This window comes from Photobacterium jeanii (assembly GCF_001650345.1).
In the GTDB taxonomy this organism is placed as follows: Bacteria; Pseudomonadota; Gammaproteobacteria; order Enterobacterales; family Vibrionaceae; genus Photobacterium; species Photobacterium jeanii.
The window spans coordinates 236,315-255,975 of the sequence record NZ_LVHF01000028.1 but is presented as its reverse complement, the minus strand read 5'-3'; the positions used below and the strand labels follow the sequence as shown (position 1 = coordinate 255,975).

The following is a 19,661-nucleotide window of genomic DNA, read 5'->3' as shown; positions in this document are numbered from 1 at the left end:
TTTCAGGTTCCAGTGAAAGGCGTTTTTATTTTCATGGCATCGATACTTAACTTATCGCCACCCTGTTACTGCAGATTAACTTGCTTTCTTCATCCGTTTGATTTTATTCAATACCGGATAACTATCGTCGATCAACTCTTGAACGAATGGAGAGACTTTATCTTGATCGGCACACACCCATACATGCTTCTTAGCGCGAGTTAGTGCAACATAGAACAAACGACGTTCTTCCGCATCCGCAAAACCTTCGTTCTTCGCTTGCAAGCATGCTGCTAACCCTGTATCGCGATCAGGCGATGGGAAAATGCCTTTGTTCACATCCACAAGGAACACGTAATCGGCTTCACGTCCTTTACTGGCATGACAAGTCATAAACTGAATGTTCAATTGTGGCCATTTCTCTTGCCACGTCGCCAATGAAGCTGGGCGTTGGTTGTTGTTACGACCAAGCAGCAACACTGAAGTTGGCTTTTCATGCTGACCTGCTAATTGCACTAACTCTTGATCCAGTAAGTCTTGGCACAACAAGGTAACCGCTTTACGCTTTTGCTTTTTGAAGCTCGTTAACGCTTTCGGTAGTTGCTCTGGGTTTTGTTGAATGAAAGTATTGGCCACTTCACCCACCATACTGTTAAAGCGATACGTCGTTTCCAACTTGGTGATATGACATGCGCCAAAGCGTTCTTCAAACCCTGTAGTTAGATTTACATCAGCACCGGCAAAGCGGTAAATGGCTTGCCAGTCATCCCCTACGGCAAATAAAGTTGGTTTCCCTGCCCCTTCATTTTCGCACTTACATAAGGCTTCGATCAAAGCCAAACGGTGCGGTGAAATATCTTGGTATTCATCTACCATGATAAATTTCCAGCGTGGTACAAACTTGCCTTCCAACACATATTCGGTGGCTTGCTGGATCATGGTGTTAAAGTCGATTTCTTTATTGGTTTTAAGGTGCTGTTCATAAGCACGAAAACATGGCCACAGTAGCGCTAACTCTGATTTCATTCGCGCTTGCGATGCCGAATGTTCGCTGGCTTCGATAGCTTCAACCAATTCGGCTTTCTTAACGCCACCACGCTGACCTAGCAACTCAATATGACGCCAAATCCAAGCCAACAGTTGTTCGTTTTTGGCTTGTTGTTCCATTGAGTTATCAGCTTTAAAACCCGGAATACGCCACTGGGTTAAATGTTTTTGCCAACGTTTGCTGGAAGCTGCGTTCTGCCATTGCTCTTTGAGCATGCTCGCCATCCACTTGGCGCGGGCTTTTTCATCCAGCGCTAAAGGTGATACGTTCGGACGCTCACCTTCTACTTCGCGGATAATTTGGGTGCCCAAGCTATGAAAAGTCGCAACTTTGATAGCATCGTTCACTTTCTTGCTCAAGCGCTCGTGCATCTCATCTGCCGCTTTACGCCCAAACGCTAACATCAAAATATCTTCTGGCTGCGCTTGCTGATCCGCAATCAAATAACCGGCACGTGCCACCAGCACACTGGTTTTACCGGTACCGGCGCCAGCTAACACTAAGTTATGATCTTGGTTGATCAACACCGCTTCTCGCTGCGATGGGTTAAGTGGTGATGATTCAAATTTATCAAACCATGAAGACCACTTCTCCGCCTCGGTTTCTAGCCATGTATCGTTTTTATCGCTGACCCAGTCTTGGTTATCAGCCAACCACGGGGAGATAGTTTCAAAGGCATGAGGACGAAACGAAGTCGCCAGCTCTACGGTTAACTCAGTTTCATCAAGCTGCTTAGCCAAAGCATGGTGCAAGGTCATGTGCTCAGAGGTGCGCAGATACCCTTTTTGCTCGGTAAAAGACTGAATTTTTTCCAACATGGTAGGAATAGCGGCATCGAGTTTATCCACTCGATTATGCGCCCATTGGCGATAAGCATTCAGCAGGTAATTGGCAAACGCTTTGCAGTGACGCCAAGGCAAACCATGTACAGACCAAACGTATTGTTGATCTGCAGAGGTGATTTCGAGGGTTCCCCATAACACGCCACGGTGCACGGTAATAGCACCATCCCACTCATCAAACGGGATCACATCAGTTTCAGTTTGACTATCTAAGATCAGGCTATTTTCATGTAACTCGATACTGCAAAAATCACCTTGAACTAACCATTGGGCAAACCAGCTGGCACTTAATCTCATCCTGTCCTCTGAAACACTATGACTATGGGGTTTACGCTTAGCCCTAAAGAGTATCAAGAAGTCGCTCAACGCCATAGTCTTCTAACAAAAATTTGACTTAAACCGTCAAACTTTCAGAGCGACATCCACTTGGTTGATTCATCTTTCACCATTCAGATTATTCCATGAAATATAGATGGTTTTATGTTCAGCAAACGCTTGCAATATTTGGTATATTTTTCTTCTTCGTGAATACCATGCTCATCTCACGAAGCGCTGTGCTTTCCAAGGTTTCGACCTCTCAATAAAAATAAAGAATCAGCCAAATGCCGAACAGCCGCCTTAAATTCACTTTTCGTCGTTATTGGGCCAACGACCGCATCAATTACAGTATCCGTGTTTTCATCGCGTTGGTCGGTGTCGCCTTGCCATGTTGGTACTGGCAAGCCTCTAATGCCGTAACGCCTTTGGTACTAGGTATCATCGCCTCTGCACTTGCCGAAACCGACGATAATATTCGTGGTCGCATAAAAGCACTCAGCATGACGCTGTTTTGTTTTTTATTCGCTTCGTTGTCGATTGAACTGTTATTCGATTTTCCATGGCTGTTTGCCATCGGATTATTTACCTCAACCTTTGGCTTCATCATGCTGGGTGCGATGGGCGCGCGTTACGCCAGCATTGCGTTTGCTTCCCTGTTGCTGGCGGTGTACACCATGCTTGGCGCAGAGAACAGCCCTAACCTTTGGTATCAACCGACGCTACTGCTTGGTGGTGCAACCTGGTACGGCTTGTTATCGCTAAGCTGGCAGTTACTGTGGCCAAACCAACCAGTGCAACAAAGTCTAGCCAGTGTTTTTAGCGAGTTTGCACACTACTTGGATAGCAAAAGTAAGCTGTTTGAACCTGTTGCGAACCTCACTCCGCAGCCATTGCGATTAGAGGCCGCAAGCCAAAATGCGCGCGTTGTTACTGCGCTCAATAATGCAAAGGCCACCTTGCTACATCGTGCTCGCCGTGGTCATCCCAATGAGACTGGCGATAAATTTTTAAAGATTTACTTCTTGGCACAAGATATTCACGAACGTGCCAGTTCATCTCATTATCGCTACCAAGATTTAGCCGCCACTTTTCAGCGCAGCGATGTGCTGTTTCGTTTTCAACGCCTATTAACCTCACAAGCAGCTGCGTGTCGTGAAATCTCCCATGCCTTAGCAATGGGTAAACAATACCGTCATGGCGCAGATAGTGTGCGCGCTTTGGATGAACTCCAAGAGTCGTTGCAATACCTCAAAGCGCAAAATAACCCTGAGTGGCGAGTATTTGTGATCCAACTGGAGTACCTGTTCAACAACTTGGCGACCGTTGAGCGCCAACTATCGAACGTCAGTAACCCAGATGTGGCACAAACTGGTGATGATATTGAATTGGCGGATACAGAAGCGCGTAGCCTTAAAGAGCTATGGCAACGTTTCATCGCGCAATTTACCCCAGACTCGATCTTATTCCGCCATGCGCTACGAATGGCAATTGCCTTGGTGGTGGGTTACGGCTGCATCCAAGCATTAGACTTGGAACGAGGTTATTGGATTTTGCTAACGACCTTGTTTGTGTGCCAACCAAACTACAGCGCGACTCGCCAAAAACTGGTACAACGAGTCGCGGGTACACTCGCGGGCTTACTCATTGGTATTCCGTTACTCTACTTGTTCCCTGGGCAAGAAGGGCAACTCGTATTAATGGTATTAGCAGGGGTGCTGTTCTTTGCTTTCCGTACCGTTCGTTATGGTCTGGCGACCATGTTCATTACCTTGCTCGTGCTATTTTGTTTCAACCAACTTGGCGAAGGCTTTGCAGTAATTTTGCCGCGCTTGGGCGATACGCTATTGGGCTGTCTATTAGCGGTTTTAGCCGTCAGCTTCATCTTGCCTGATTGGCAAGCTAGACGCCTACATACTGTGATGTCGTCTGCCATTGGCACCAACCGAGATTACTTAGGTCAAATCATTGGTCAGTATCGGATTGGCAAAAAAGACAGTCTGCAATACCGTGTGGCACGCCGTGATGCCCACAATACTGACGCACAGCTCAGTACCGCAATCAGCAATATGTTGGCAGAACCAGGACGTTATCGAATGGCGACCGATGAGTGTTTCCGCTTCTTAACGCTCAACCATGCGATGCTCAGTTATATCTCGGCGCTAGGCGCGCACCGTACTCGTTTAGACGATGAGCGCACCCACCAGTTGGTAGCTCAAGCTCATCGCCAAATTCATGAGCAGTTAGACTGCTTAGCCAAACAGCTATCAGGTAATGTCTGTGCCTTAGCGCCGGATACCGATAGCGATCTCGAACAGCGTCTATCGCAATGGCGTGATGAGGACTGTACCTCTGCACGCATGGTGTTGCAGCAACTGCACTTGATCAACCGTATGCTGCCGGAACTACATTCTTTGGCGAACAAGCTCGCTGCTCGTACTAGCAAAGCCGCGCTGGCGAGTGATACTAGCCAATAGAAAAATAACAGCCCCGCTTTTAGCGGGGCTCTTAATTCCAAACAATGGTTCTAGTAACTAATCCAACTTAAATGCTTGTTGGTTAAAGAGTTGAGTTACGATATCTTCACTACTCGCTCCTTCGACTAACCCTAGATCAGCTAAACCAACACTCGATAAATTAATCACCTGATTGCTACCTTGATTGGTAACCACATCGAGGCTCACTTCATTGCTATCACCGCTCGCTGTAATACTGGCGAGCAGATCATCGAGCCCTAAACCATCACCACTTTGATCATCTAAAATCTGCGAGATATCAAGTTGATCGCTGTTCAAGCTAAAGTCTGTCACCGTATCGGTGTGGCTGGCAATATCTTCGCCACGCCAAAGGAAAATATCATCGCCATCACCACCAGTAAGAATGTCGTTACCTAAGCCACCGATTAAAATGTCATTGCTGGCAGCCGCTTCCAAAATGTCATCGCCACTACCCCCCGTTAGGGTTTCTGCATTATCGCCACCGACAACCAAGTTACCTTCTGCGACAGCACTGGCACCAACATCCAAGTTATTATCGAAAGCGACATTAATCGCAATATTAATGGTGTTCACCGACACTTCAGAATCACTCCCTACCGTCGATTCTGCCTGTACCACTAAGTTTGTTGCTCCTGCGCTTAAGCCACTTATGTGCAAATCATCCAGCTCCGCAGGCGTTAATCGCATGCTGTTTGCATCAATCACGGTGCCTAATGGGTTACCGCTACTATCGACTAATACACCGCCATTTAAGCCACTTACGACAACGGTTAATTCATCGGGCAGCGGATTGGCAACCGCAGCCACCAAACCAAGTAACGGGATCAAAGTCGCGCTAGCCGCGGTAATGTTAGCGGTTTGCGGGCGAGTCAAACCTAACGTTGGCACATCAGGTCGTGGCAAGACGCTAATATCAACAGTTTTGGTGTCGGTCAGCGGTCCGGGCGTACCAGTATTGCCATTATCGTTTGTGAACACCGTTAGGATATCGCTACCGTGGAAGTCTTGAACGCCTTGATAACGAATACCCGCTGCAAGTGCAGTATTAATCGCATCAATTTGCCCCACTAAGGTTAACTGATTACTGTTTTGCCCACTGACACTAATGCCTGTTGCATCGAGTAAGTTGAGCGTACCCTGAGTCACACTGAGCACCACATTAATATCTCCGTTGGCTTCACGGGCATCCACATCGGTGATCACCACGTCAGAGATAACCAGTGGGCTATCTTCATCAACCGACAAAGGTCCTGTCGGGACAACATTTACAGGCGCATCGTTTTCCGCCGCAATGTTCAGTACCAAGGTTTCATTAATCGCTAAGCTTTCATCGGCCACCACACCGTTATCAACCGCTTTGATATTCACCGCTAATGAGATAGTGCCGTTAGCATCCACCGGATTAAACACTAGGCTATCTAAGTCAATCGCAGCAATTTCAAACTGCCATACCCCACCACCTAAATTCACTGCCGTGCCATTGGCTGGCACATCAAAGGTACTTGAGTCCGGCACGTTCGAAATTGTCACTAATAAAGTTTCCGGTGGGTTTTCCGTCACATTAGCCACCGGAGGATCGATCCTGGCTTTGTTGTCGCGTGCAGCAAGATTAAGTTCGAGCGTCACACCCTGACTCTCCGTGCCTTGATATTGGGTCGTGATATCACTATCAACCCGATCGCCAACTGGGGTTACTTCAACATTTATCGTGGTGGTCTTCTCGGCCACTTCCGTCAGCAACGTTTCTTTTGTAAAGACGGTGACACCCAGTTCTACGGTGCCGCTAAAATCTTTGGGCGGAATAAGATTGATACCCGATAAATCGAAACTGCTGCTATTGGCCGGCACTGTGACTTTCCACTCTCCGCCACCTAAATTTCGCGCCGGAGAGCCCAGTAAGAAACCATCGGGGACATTGGTGATCAACACTGACACTATGGTTTCTGAGCCATCAATATCTTGCAGTTGAAAGCCAACGCTTCCTAGCGAGATCCCACCAGCTTGTTCTTCCTCACCAACAATCAATTGATCATCACCCACGAAATCCACATCGTCGTTAACGGGAATAACATCAAACTCAACCGTCGTGAGCGCATTACCCGAATCCGCTGCAGTAGCTGGCGTGGTTAGGTCATAACTAACATTATCAACAACCAAGGCATCAACCGATAACGATACAGGGCCGCTGTAATCTTCAAACGGCTTAAATTGAATACTATCGAGTTCGCTACCTGCAACAGTGACAGTTTGCAGCTCTGAGGTTGAGCCGTCAGGATTGGTAACAATAAATGCCCCCAACGCAGGGGCAACCGTTAATGTCGCTTGCTCTACGCTTTCCAAACCCTCTGTCAGGCTGGTGCTGATATCCGCTAGGGTTGCCGCAAGCGCTAGGGTTATCACCCCATCTTCGTACGCACCATCGGTAAGAATTACCTCAGGATTACCCGTTTCGCTGACAGGCTGCCTATCCGCATCAAGCCCTGCGGTTTGAACCACATTGAGAGTAAATTCAGGATTACCTTCAGGAGGTAAATCGACAATCGGATCTATGCGCACAGCCAAGGTGGTGTTTTCAATGTTCATATCGCCACTGGTGATATCCGTGGTCACAAAGCGGATCGGTAACGCAAAATCGCCAGCAAAGTCTTGCGCTAGATTTAGTGTGACATTCGATAAATCCACTGTCCCTGTTGCTGGGTCAACGGGCACTTGCCAAACATATTCGCCATTGACGAAATCAAACTCAGTACCACCAATCGTTACACCGTTTGGCAAATCCCCCGCTTGGATCACAATCGAGAACACATCGTTCGTTTGATTACCATCGACCGCCACTGATACTACATTTGCCAGTTGAACGCCCAAATTCACAACCCGGTCTTCTTCCCCGGTGATCACCTGCTCGGTCACCGTTATGGTGCCCGCTTCATTGGTGTTAGTGGCTGTATTGGGTGAGAAATCGAGGGTAAGTTCATCATCAAAACGCACACGGGTACTAACATCCCCTTCTGGCACGCCAGTATCTGCATTGCTATCGCCCTGATCTTGCACTTGACCGCTGATCAATATATCCAAACTGCCGTTGAAACCACTGGGTGCGACAATCTGAATATTATCGAGCTGACTTTCAGGTACTACCCAGTTCCCCTCACCATCATGAAAGCCGCCAACCACCACAAATCCTTCGGGTAACGGATCGCCGTTACTATCGGTATCAGGAAAGCTGATCACCACACGACGTACAATTTCATCACTGGAATCTTGCGGTGTCGGTGCATCATCTTCGACAAAGTTAATCTGCCCTTGCGAACTCGCTCCGTTAGTTAAATCAATCACACCACTGGTACTACTTTGCACTGTGGTCACCACATTTCCTGCGCTATCTTCTACTTGCAGCACACCATCAGGTTCAACAACCGCACGGATATCGACCGTTAAACTACCAACAATTTCTTTATTCGCTGTTGGCTCACCGTCTGGATCGGTTTGTTCAATTTGCAACCGTGTCGTCAGTATTAAATCACGGTCGCTATCTTCAGGTGCTTGCAATTGAAGGTTTCCGCCCGCAAGCAAAGCAGCAAGCTGAGCATCAGTAAATGTAACGCTGCCATCAGGCGCACGCGTTAGTACTGCCCCATCAAGTAACAGGTTGTAATCAGCTGGGAAAGAATCAATTGCAAAGCCAATGATTTGCTCTTGGTTATCGACAAAACCTTGATCGACAGTTGGACGCCAATCTATGGTGATCAAAGTATCTTCCAGCGCTCCATTGGAGGTTGTTTTATTAAAGTCGACCGCATCAATAACAGGCGCGATATTGATTTTAATTGTCCCTTCCGAGGTCAAGTGGTCACCATCATCTTCTGTGGTCACTAGGGTCGCTTTAAGTTCAATATCTGTAGTGCTATGTAACGGCGGCACCACGCTAATGCTATCGAGTGAACTTAAGTTCACCTCATACATCGGGTTTCCGCTGGCATCATTGCCAACAAAGGTCAGTGTTTGTGGATTACCAGTGGCATCAAAAATCTGCACCCCAGCCGGGATGTTGGAAATAACCAAGGTTAAGGTTTCAGAATTATCGTCCGGCTGCTTCAAGGCATCTTCGCCTGAAACAATGGCGAAATTAAGAGTGGCAGTGCCGTCTTCTAAAATCAGGGTTTCCACCCCCAAGCCATTTTCTAATTTTTGCCAGTCACCCGGATCAAGATTCCCATCAGGATCGTCCGCCACGAGAAAATCTGGCTCATCAGCCACCCCAGTTAATGCCACTTCAAGTTGCGTCGCAGGGGTTAGAAAGACATCTTCCATCACCTGAGTATTGCCATCCGAGTCTGTGATAATAGCGGTATCAACTACCTTGCCTTCGATGGTTAATTCGAAATCCAGATTACTTTCAGGTGTCGGTTGGAATGTCAGTAGCGGCAATTGGTCGATAGGGATCTCGAATTTGCCATCGGCGTTTGGCGTTTGCTCAACATCGTCAACAAACACTTTACTCGCGACGGGCAAATTAGAAATCAAAACGAAGCGCGTTTCAGAGCCATCGGTATCCTCAGTCAGCGATAGACTGATCGAATTACCTAAAGCAATGCGCTCATCTTCGTTCGATTCGATTCGCGTTACCTTGAGCACTGCACTGTCTGCCACTGGCAACACGTTAACCACTAAATCAATCGCGACGGAATCGGCATTTTGCACCTGAAAAACCGCACGTTCTTCACTTTGAGCCACCGCTGTTAAACGAATATCACCACTGTAATTATCATTCGGGTTCACCGCAATTGAGCCTACATTGGCTGCTGATACGCGCCACTGATTAGGTGCAATTTCAACTAAGCCGTTACCTACTAACGTCCCGTTTATCGCACCGCTAGGATCTGGCTCTATTTGCACGATATAAAACAGTACTTCAGAACCATCAACATCATTAAGGTTCGCTGTCAGTTGTAAACCGATGTTGGCGTCATCTTCTTGTCCGGTGTAATGCAGTTCGGTCTGATCTAAATCCCAAGTAGGAATATCAGCAATCCCCAGTACGGTGACACTAAAACTCGCAGTCTGTGGCGGATGAGGCACATCATCAGTGTTAACCGTTACTTGAACATTAAAATCCAGATCACCGTTAAGGGTAGAAAAATCCGCATTCGGCAAAAAGCTGACATTATTCATGGTGTAAAGCACACCATCAGCTGTGGTAAAAGCGGTAAGCGGCACGATATAAAACTGACCATCAGGCGTCTTCTCAAGCTCAACGCCATTATGATAAAAATCACCATTTTCAGTGGTAGGTACGCTGATCAGCACTTGACCTAAAGTCTCGCCACGATCGGCATCACCGATGTTGATTTGCAGCGCGACTGGCGCCCCTGCTGGAGGTTCGATAATACTTTCATCAGGATCAGGCACTCGGCCAACATCTTCCACCGTTTGAATGGCATCAGGGTCGATAATAATGACTGGCGCTTGATCCGAGATATTGATGGTAATGGTGCTAATCGCAATGTCACCATCACCATCTGTTACTTTATACGGAATTTGATGGGTTAAGGTTGCGCTATCGTGATCAATATTGGGCTCAGGCGTAAATTCCACTCGCCCATTAGCGCGAATATTTAACTGCCCTAACAGCACACCACGTTCATCATTGATCGGAATCGAATTAAAGCCCGTGCCAGTTAAGAAGACTTCTTGTCCTTGGTTAAATACCGAGGTGACAGTGGCATCATCCGCCCCTTCTCGCGCGGCGGGCAACAAGTTAACACGATTGGTCGTGCCATCGCCTTCCGTCATCGAAAAGCTAATATCGCGCCCATTGGCTAGATCATCGGTTACCACAACGGTAAGGTTAACAGGCGCGCTGAGATCGCCATCTTGATCAAGCGCTTGAATTGGCAGTAGAACACTCAGGTTATCTGCCCCTTGTACGCTGTGATCTAACGCGCCAAGTAAGGTAAAGATATATGTACCGTTGGGTTGCAACACGTATTCAAATACGACTTTATCACTGCCCCCTTGCCCTGCCCCAGCAACGATACCGCGATAGATACCGCCACCAGCATCAAGCAATTCCACGGTCTCACCCTGACTGGTTAAAACTGGGTTTCGCTGGTTAAAAGTCGCGGTATTGATAACAAAATTGACTATCGGATCACTACCTACTGTCGCCCCAAAGGTCGCACTGTCGATATTACCTGTCCCATTTGGCGTTGACCCTTGGTGATTATCCGCATCACCGTCGATATCACTTTCCACCACTTGAGCATTTATTGGCGGATTTATTACCGGATCATCACCGTCGCGTAAAATCAGCGGCACTACCGCTGTTGCCGTTAATGGATCGCCATCGGTATCTTGCATTTGGAGTGGTAAATCAATGGCAATTTGCTCGCCATTAACTCGCACCAAACCCGTATTGTTACCCGTCGCCAAATGATCTAAAGGGGCGGTTTGAGTTAACGTCAGCGAGACTTCCACACTATCATTACCCTGCGCACTCGCGATATTCACGGCACTAAAAGTAATGGTAAGAATGGCTTGCCCTGCTTGCTCACCTACTATGGTGTTGGTCGCCGCATCATAACTAAACACCAGCGCTTGCCCACCAGCGCTAATATCCGCATTAAGCTCAGCCAATAAACTGGTCAGTTGGGCTGGGTCTATGGTCAAGGTGGTGGGATCTAACCGATCGACACCAGCCGCAAAGGTGAAACTCGCCTGATCGGTAACGGGATAACCGCCCGCCTGACCCGTCGGGATGGATAAGCTCCCTTCTCGCAAGTCAGCGGCATCTTGCGTGGTGAATAAACCGCTGGGATCAACTCCATCATTTATAGTGATCAGCAACTCACCGTTAGGGTCCGTGGCATCATCATCGCTATCAAGCCCTGTCACCGCTAGTACTAATTCGGTGATATCGGCAGACGTTAACTGATCAATCGCGCGCAGTTGCTGCGCCTCGTAACTACCATCGGTTGATAGGGTGACCGTCAATACACTTGTCGTTGGACTATTTTGCAAAAACAAGGTTAAGGTATCACCTTCAATGCGAAAATCTGTCGCCGCACCATTACTGGTTAATCCAACCAGCGTTGGCTGCTGAGCAACAAAGGTGACGGTACGCAGTTCATCACTGCCTAAGTTGATCTCAATTTGTCCGTTGGTCGTGCCGCCTAATTCGGTCCATTCGCTGCCTGCATCTTCAACAAAAGTCGGATCAACCCCATCAGCCACCGCCACAGTGAGCACTGCAGGTTGGAGCAAAAAGTCATCATCACTATTTTGTGCTTGAAGCGGAATTTTCACTTCCAGCAACTCACCAGTGACCGATAACAGGGCTTGGCTTTGCGCTAAATGATCGAGGGGCAAGTTCTGAGTAACTGTACTGGTGAGGGTAATATTCTGACCTGTTTGTGTCGGTGTCATCACTACCGTCAGTACTGTTTCACCACTACCTAGGCTACCCGTAATGGTAATCTCACCATTGGGATCACGCGCTACGCTAAAATTAACGGGCTCTCGACCACTGGTAAGCGAATTTAATTCATTAAGCAATACGGCTTCAAAGTCTGGGTCTAAAATCAGCGATTCAGGCACCATACGATCGACACCAGCTTTAATTTCAAAGCTAGTGGTATTGTTAACAGGGTACTGTTCAGCCACGACCGTACTATCGAGATCGCCTTCGGTAATTTGCACTCGCCCTTTATTCCCACCGTCGGGATCGTTGCCATCCAAAATCTGGATATTCACCGGCTCAACATTACTGATATCACCATCTTTGTCTGTCACGCTGACATCCAACGCAAGCACAGTGAGATCGGTTATCGGGTCTTGATCAAAGGGCTGTGACAAGGTCACGCTATAGGCGCCATCAATACCAATCGTCACTTTTAGCACTTCAATACTAGGCTGATCACTGCGGGTTACCGTGATGGTATCGCCATCAACACTAAATTGGGTCGCAAAGCCGTTACTGGTTAGCCCTTGCAACGTAGGTTGCTGAGCGGCAAAAGCAACCGAGTCGATAAAATCACTACCAAGGTTGAGCGGTACTTGTCCGGTAACCGTTTGCGGCTCGGTTTGTTCTTGTAACGAGACACCGGGATCGGTAGATAAAGCAGGAAACTCGCCATCGTTTAGCACCGCATTCATAGTCACGGGCGCTAACATCGCATTACCGCCACCATCTAATGCTTGAATTGCGAAAGCAACGTTGAGCTGCTCACCATCCACACTCACAACCCCGTTTGTTGCCGCTATATGGTCAATAGGCTGTAATTGCTCAACAGTTAGCGTTACCGCTAAATCAGTACCTGCTGCTTGCGCTGACAAACTAAAAGTCACCACCACACTGTCGACACCATCAACAAGGCTGGTGCCGACAATTTGATTATCAGCCGGATTGTAAATAAAGCTGACACTTTGCCCATTCGAGGTCACGGTTTGTGTCAGCGCATTTAACACTTGCGCTAACGCCACCGCTTCGAATGTCACGCTCGTTGGGTCGAGAGGAAGAGAGCCTGATTGGATCAGCACTGTTTGCTGTTCCGATACCGGATAAGTCAGAGGTTGAAGATCACCCTCGGTGAGAACAATCGTGGCAGCTTGCCCGCCCGCCGCCAATATAAAAGGCGGATTTTCATCGTCAGGATCATCATCAAAACGCTGAAATCGAGTGTCGTAGCCTGCCTGAGCTAAGGTCGATAAATAGTTATAGTCGACCACAATAAAACCATCATTTGAGGAGCCATCATCGGCACCCGCAGCAGGTGCTTCTAGCGTGAGGGTCGGGTCTTCTCCCGACAAAATTGCAGACTGAATAGCCGCGATATCAAAACCGACGGGCTCTTCAACAGTTTGATTTAATGCGTTTTCCACAGCCACGTCTGGCGTAGTCAGTGCGGGAACTTGCGTTCCCTGTTGCACCAACCGTGTTTCATCACCTTGCGACGCTAAACAAGCCGCACAATTGGCATCGACAACAATCAAGTCACCATTAAGAAACACCACCACCTTGGCGCCTTCTGCGGTGACAAGAATTTGTCCGGGTTGAAGCGCCATTCCGGCAGTAACAGGTAGAGCTGAATCACTTGAGGTCAACACAAATGCCGTTCCTTCGACACTCTCTACTATCGCGGCTTGACCTACTTCGACTCGATGCATGGCTGCGTCCTCGCATTCATAATCATGTCATTAAGTATGCACCATGATTTAGAATTTTCTTGAAACAGAAACGAGACTTAGATGTAAGACACCAGCGCTCCTCTTTGGTGCAACAAACAAACCTAATAAGCAATCACTCACCTATTAAGTGCCTCACATTTAGTTAAGAAACTGTTAATAGCAGCCAAGCTAGTTTATCCATCCAAATTAGATCGCTACATCCCTTTAATTCTCTAGCCATTAGTATAAAATTCAGCCCTTCCTCCTGTTTCCGTAAGTTTGATCATGATTGATTTTTCTATTCTGCCGGTTTATCTAACCGCAGTGATTGCGTTGTTGTTGATCCCTGGGCCAGACATGCTGCTAATTGCAAGCTCAAGCCTAAGCTATGGCAAAAAAGTCGGTGTATTCGCCAGCCTAGGTAACGCAACTTCAGGTGTACTACTCACCTTGCTTGCTGCAATGGGTGTATCAGCGCTAATCGCGATGAACCCAATCGCTCTTGAAGTTCTGCGCATTATGGGTGGTGCTTACCTACTAAAAATGGGGTGGGATTGCATGCGTACCGAGCCATCTGATGCCCCTAAAGTCGAACAACAAAAAGGCTTAGCAAAGACCCTCTACCGCCGTGCGGTGATCAGTAACTTGCTTAACCCTAAAGCGCTGATCTTCTTCGTGATGTTCTTACCACAATTTGTATCGACACAATCGACAGCAACCTCTGGCGAGCAAATGTTGGTACTTGGTTTGCTGCTGAATGTACTGGGGCTTCTGTTTAACCTCTTTTTGGTAACCACAGTAGGCAGCCTAGGTAAGTCGTTACTAAAGAATGAAAAATTCCGCACTTACCAACATAAAGTGATGGGCTTAGTCTTTTTTGTACTGGCAATTTGGCTATTGGCATCACAAGTACCTACGCCAAGCCTGTAATCAGACTAACTGTAAAAAGCAGATAAAAAGAAGGCTTCCAAATGGAAGCCTTTTTCGTTTTGTTGTCTTTTCAATAGGTTTATTAAACCTTTCGAGCTTAAGCGGGGGTATGCTCAATTAAAACAACACGACACTCATACGGGCGCAAGTTCATCACTTGCTGTGGCGCCTGCTCTTCACCTGTAACATCAGCGTAGTTACTGATTAAGTAACGTCCTTTGGTCACATCAACGTCAGAAGGCAACACACATTCTGCTGGCTCACCATAGTAGTTATGAATGCAGACTAAGGTTTGCGTTGCCGATTGACGGCGGTAACAAAACAGTTGCGAATGCTCAGGCATCAAATCGGTGTAATCACCTGTGGTGATCACCTCTACTTCTTTACGCAGCGCAATCAGTTTCTTGTAGTAGTGGAAAACCGAATCGTGATCAGCGACCGCTTGTTCTGCGTTAATGTCAGGGTAATTTGCCGCCACTTCAAGCCAAGGTGTTCCTTGAGTAAATCCAGCGTGCTTTTGTGTATTCCACTGCATTGGGGTACGAGAGTTATCACGCGACTTTTGCGCTAGGATCGCCAGCATCTCTTGCTCGCTCACCCCTTGCTCGTTCACCATGATGTTGTACATATTGGTACTTTCCACATCGCGATACTGCTCAATCGAACTGTAGTGCGGGTTGGTCATCCCAATCTCTTCACCTTGATAGACATAAGGTGTGCCTTGCATCATATGAACCGAAGTCGCCAGCATTTTAGCTGACTCAACACGATAAGTTTGATCATCACCAAGGCGACTCACCACACGAGGCTGGTCATGATTACACCAGAACAATGCGCCCCACCCTTGATTGTGCAAGCCCTGCTGCCAGTGGTTGAAAATTGATTTTAGTTGGTGGAAATCAAACGGCGCTTTGGTCCACTTTTCGCCATTTGGGTAATCCACTTTTAAGTGGTGAAAATTAAACACCATCGACAACTCTTTACCGTCTAACGATGAGTATTGCTGACAGTGCTCTAAGGTCGTTGATGACATTTCCCCTACCGTCACCGAGCCATATTTTTGGAATACGGCTTCGCTGATCTCTTGTAGGTATTCATGCACACGAGGACCATCGGTGTAGAAACGACGACCATCACCAATATCATCATTTGGGAAATCTTGTTGCTTTGAAATCAGGTTGATCACATCCAGACGGAAACCATCTACGCCTTTTTCCGCCCAAAAACTAATGATGTCTTTCACTTCTTGGCGTACTTGCGGGTTTTCCCAATTCAAATCTGCCTGCTCTTTAGCAAACAAGTGCAAATAGTATTGCCCTGTTTTCGCATCCAGCTCCCACGCATTGCCACCAAATTTCGATTGCCAATTCGTCGGTGCTTTACCATCTTCACCAGCGCCGCCATCAACAGGATCGCGCCAAATGTAGTAGTCACGATACGGGCTGTTTTTATCGCCCAACGCAGACTTAAACCACGCATGTTCAGTTGAGGTGTGGTTCACCACAATATCCATCACAATGCGAATACCGCGCTCGTGCGCTTGCGCGAGAAGCTGGTCAAAATCCGCCATGGTGCCGAAATCTGGGTTAATGCGGTAGTAATCAGCAATGTCGTAACCGTTATCGACCATTGGCGACTCATACACAGGTGTTAGCCATAACGCATCAACTCCCAAGGATTTCAAGTAATCCAATTTAGAGATAATACCTTGAATATCACCAGTGCCTTTATTTCCGCTATCACAAAAACTCTTTGGGTAGATCTGGTAAATGGTCGCGGTACGCCACCAATCATGCGGCTGTGTCGTCATCATGTCTTGCTCGTCTTTGCTTTTACTACTTGTGCTCATGGCTCTTTAGTATCGAGTGTTAAGCACCTGAAGAATCATTGAATTGACCAAGTGCGCTATCTACGTTTTCTCTATAGGTGGCGCACTTGGCTGAAAGTGTTGCGTTATACGGTTTGTGGTGTTTGCTCGATTTCGCCTTTAGCTTGCGCGCGTTTGTACAAAAACAGCGTCAGCACGATAGGAACGATAATCGCCACCAGCATTGCCACTAAGAATGTCATCCAGTACTGAGGCTGAATCGATAAGATACCTGGCAAGCCACCCACACCGATGCCGTTTGCCATTACCCCTGCGCTACCACAAATTGCAGCCGCAATCGCTGAGCCAATCATGGCGCTCAACATTGGGAATTTGTATTTCAAGTTAATACCGTACATCGCAGGCTCAGTAACACCGAGGTAAGCCGAAATCGCAGCTGGTACTGAAATTTCACGTTCGTTATGTTTCTTACTGATCCAAATGATACCGACTACTGCTGATGCTTGCGCAATATTAGATAGTGCAATCAGAGGCCAAATTGGCGTACCACCCATGTCTTGCATTAACTGCAAATCAACAGCGTTAGTGGTGTGATGAATACCTGTAATCACCAGCGGCGCATACAAGAAACCAAACAACATTGAACCAATTACCGCAAAGTCACCTGTCATTGCCGCTTTCGCTGCGATACCAACACCGTCACCTAACATGCGACCAAATGGACCAATAAAGGCATGAGCTAGAATCACCGCTACGATGATGGAAACGAAAGGCACAATCACAAGATACAAGTAAGAAGGAATAATGCGCTTTAAGTTGGTTTCAATCAGTGCCAGTGCAATACCCGCCAACATCGCAGGGATCACTTGCGCTTGATAACCGACTTTTTCAATCACAAACCAACCAAAGTCCCACACTTCAGGTACTTCTTTCCCTATCAAGTAAGCATTCATCAATTGCGGGGAAACTAAAGTCACACCCAGCACGATACCCAGAATTGGGGTACCGCCGAGCTTTTTAACCGTCGACCAACACACACCAACAGGCAAGAAGAAGAAGATGGCTTCACCAATAAGCCATAAGAATGAGTGTACCGTTGCCCAGAATTGGCTGACTTGGGTCAGGGTCTTGCCATCGAACATTTGGATATCGCCGATGACATTACGGAAGCCTAAAATCAAACCACCTGTGATAATCGCAGGTAGCAGTGGTACAAAGATTTCAGCTAAGTGAGAAATACTACGCTCAAGCAGGCTCATGTTTTGGCGTGCAGCAACTTTGGCTTCTTCTTTACTCACACCAGATTGACCAGAGATTGCAGTCAGTTCTTTGTAGACCGCATCTACCTCAGTGCCAATCACCACTTGGAATTGACCAGCATTAGTAAAGCAGCCTTTTACCATAGGTAAAGCTTCAATCGCTTTAACGTCAGCTTTTTCGTTATCTTGTAGTACGAAGCGTAAGCGGGTTAAACAGTGGCTCACACCTGAAATATTGGCGCTACCGCCAATGTGCTCGATCAGCTTTTCGATTTGCTGTCTGTCTATCTTACTCATATCGATGTCCGTTCTTTTGTTTCACTGCGGCTATTATTTTAGCTTTGGGAACATTCCCAAATTCTTATCGAGCATAATTACAGATCTCTCACCTAGATAAAATGGGAACATTCCCATAACGTGAAAACGCTCACAATACGAGCACTATTATTTTAGCGGTTTAAATTTCAAGCGAGATTAAGTTAGGCAAGCGGTTTGCGTCAGATGAGTAATACTATCTTGACCCGCCAACTGCTTGATCAGCAGCTCCGCTGAGGTTTTACCTGCATCGAAATAGCCAGGATCAATCGAGAAGGTATTCGGAAAGATAAAAGAAAGGAGATCGCTAGCACCTACCCCAGATACTATCACATCGTTGCGGCCCAACTCTTGTAGGCGTTTAGCCACTCCCAGCGCTAACGAATCACTGGCACAAACAATTGCTTGGGTTTTCTTTTTAAGTACTTTATCTGTTAGCTGATAACCACTGTCATGACTCAATTCGCCACAACCATATACGGCTTTGATATCAGCTTGCTCACAACACGTTTGATAGGCTTTCAAACGCATCGCGCCCGTGGTTTTATCGCTAGGATCTACCCCAACAAAGCTGATATGACGCAGATCTTGCGCGAGCAGTTTATCCATCGCGAGTTGGATGACGCCTGTGTTGTCATACCCTACCGAAGACACCACATCAGTCTCAACGGCAATCACCACAGCTTTGTGTTGCCACTCGGCAACCGCCTTAACATCAAAATCAGTAAAGCCAAATACAATTACGCCATCAACATTGCGTTTGCGTAGCACTTGCAGGTGTTCATTGGTTTTCACTGGGCAGAACTGACTCTCCATGATCACCGCATCATAACCAGCAGCGTAAATCACATCTAAAATGCCACTCACGGCTTTGTTTTCCGACGGTGAATCTAAGCGCGACAGAATCACCCCGACCACTTTGGCACTGCCACCTCGCATGGCTTGCGCCGATTTCGACGGCACAAACCCAGCGTCTTGGATCACCTGCTGCACCTTTTCACGGGTCGAAGGTTTCACCTTAGGGTCATTGGTCAGCACACGCGATACCGTCGATTTGCCTACACCCGCCAGTTTTGCAATATCTAAGATGGTCAGTTTTTTTGCCATGAGTACAAGTTCATTTATGAGGTCGTCACCATTTTCAACATAGAAATAATAATTTCAATCTGTTTCCTCAGATTGTGGCTAATAACCCACAACTCCATATTGATTTGACGATAAATTTACACGGTTTAGACATTTATCGCTAACTCACGTCGTATCCTTCCATTACTTACAAGCCATTGATTATTAAATATGGCATGTCGAGCATAATCACAAACGGAAATACATATTTAATTTTGGACACAGATAAGTAATAAAAAACGAGGAACAAATAAGGTCACTTGTGGCTCTAATGAAACAACAACAATGACATAAGTATTTTTAACCATAACCAAAGTTCAAATCACAGATCAAATTAGTCTTGTTGTTTAATTTACG

7 protein-coding genes are annotated in these 19,661 nt (G+C 47.0%); 2 read left to right on the top strand and 5 right to left on the bottom strand.

The features are described 5' to 3' along the window. Positions 1–75: 75 nt before the first annotated feature. On the bottom strand, positions 76–2,166 hold the full coding sequence (gene helD, locus A3K86_RS14115; RefSeq protein WP_068332210.1) for a DNA helicase IV: 2,091 nt from the start codon (positions 2,164–2,166) through the stop codon (positions 76–78). A 305-nt stretch (positions 2,167–2,471) separates the two neighbouring features. Between helD and yccS the strand changes: the two genes are divergently transcribed. Further along, positions 2,472–4,661, top strand: a complete 2,190-nt coding sequence (gene yccS / locus A3K86_RS14110; RefSeq protein WP_068332207.1) for a YccS family putative transporter — start codon at positions 2,472–2,474, stop codon at positions 4,659–4,661. A gap of 57 nt (positions 4,662–4,718) precedes the next feature. On the opposite strand, the gene A3K86_RS14105 is transcribed toward yccS, so the two are convergent. Then, positions 4,719–13,847, bottom strand: coding sequence for a retention module-containing protein (locus tag A3K86_RS14105; RefSeq protein ID WP_068332203.1), 9,129 nt, complete (start codon positions 13,845–13,847; stop codon positions 4,719–4,721). Positions 13,848–14,132: 285 nt separating this feature from the next. Here A3K86_RS14105 and A3K86_RS14100 point away from each other — a divergent pair, with 285 nt between their 5' ends. Continuing rightward, a complete protein-coding gene (locus tag A3K86_RS14100) occupies positions 14,133–14,777 on the top strand; it encodes a LysE family translocator (RefSeq protein ID WP_068332200.1) in 645 nt (214 codons plus the stop codon). Positions 14,778–14,874: 97 nt separating this feature from the next. Here A3K86_RS14100 and treC read toward each other — a convergent pair whose 3' ends face one another. From treC to treR, 3 genes are all read right to left on the bottom strand, one after another. Continuing rightward, positions 14,875–16,587, bottom strand: a complete 1,713-nt coding sequence (treC, locus tag A3K86_RS14095) for an alpha,alpha-phosphotrehalase (RefSeq protein WP_068332618.1) — start codon at positions 16,585–16,587, stop codon at positions 14,875–14,877. 143 nt (positions 16,588–16,730) lie between these two features. Beyond that, the gene (treB, locus tag A3K86_RS14090; RefSeq protein ID WP_068332197.1) at positions 16,731–18,161 is read right to left on the bottom strand and encodes a PTS trehalose transporter subunit IIBC; all 1,431 of its coding nucleotides are present in this window, start codon (positions 18,159–18,161) and stop codon (positions 16,731–16,733) included. Between the two features lie 177 nt (positions 18,162–18,338). Continuing rightward, the gene (treR, locus tag A3K86_RS14085; protein ID WP_068332194.1) at positions 18,339–19,286 is read right to left on the bottom strand and encodes a trehalose operon repressor TreR; all 948 of its coding nucleotides are present in this window, start codon (positions 19,284–19,286) and stop codon (positions 18,339–18,341) included. Between the last annotated feature and the right edge of the window lie 375 nt (positions 19,287–19,661).

Bases quoted from the DNA above. Each gene is read 5' to 3' on its own strand.
- helD (WP_068332210.1), bottom strand. From the start codon at position 2,166: ATGAGATTAAGTGCCAGCTGGTTTGCCCAATGGTTAGTTCAAGGTGAT.
- yccS (WP_068332207.1), top strand. From the start codon at position 2,472: ATGCCGAACAGCCGCCTTAAATTCACTTTTCGTCGTTATTGGGCCAAC.
- A3K86_RS14105 (WP_068332203.1), bottom strand. From the start codon at position 13,847: ATGCATCGAGTCGAAGTAGGTCAAGCCGCGATAGTAGAGAGTGTCGAA.
- A3K86_RS14100 (WP_068332200.1), top strand. From the start codon at position 14,133: ATGATTGATTTTTCTATTCTGCCGGTTTATCTAACCGCAGTGATTGCG.
- treC (WP_068332618.1), bottom strand. From the start codon at position 16,587: ATGACGACACAGCCGCATGATTGGTGGCGTACCGCGACCATTTACCAG.
- treB (WP_068332197.1), bottom strand. From the start codon at position 18,161: ATGAGTAAGATAGACAGACAGCAAATCGAAAAGCTGATCGAGCACATT.
- treR (WP_068332194.1), bottom strand. From the start codon at position 19,286: ATGGCAAAAAAACTGACCATCTTAGATATTGCAAAACTGGCGGGTGTA.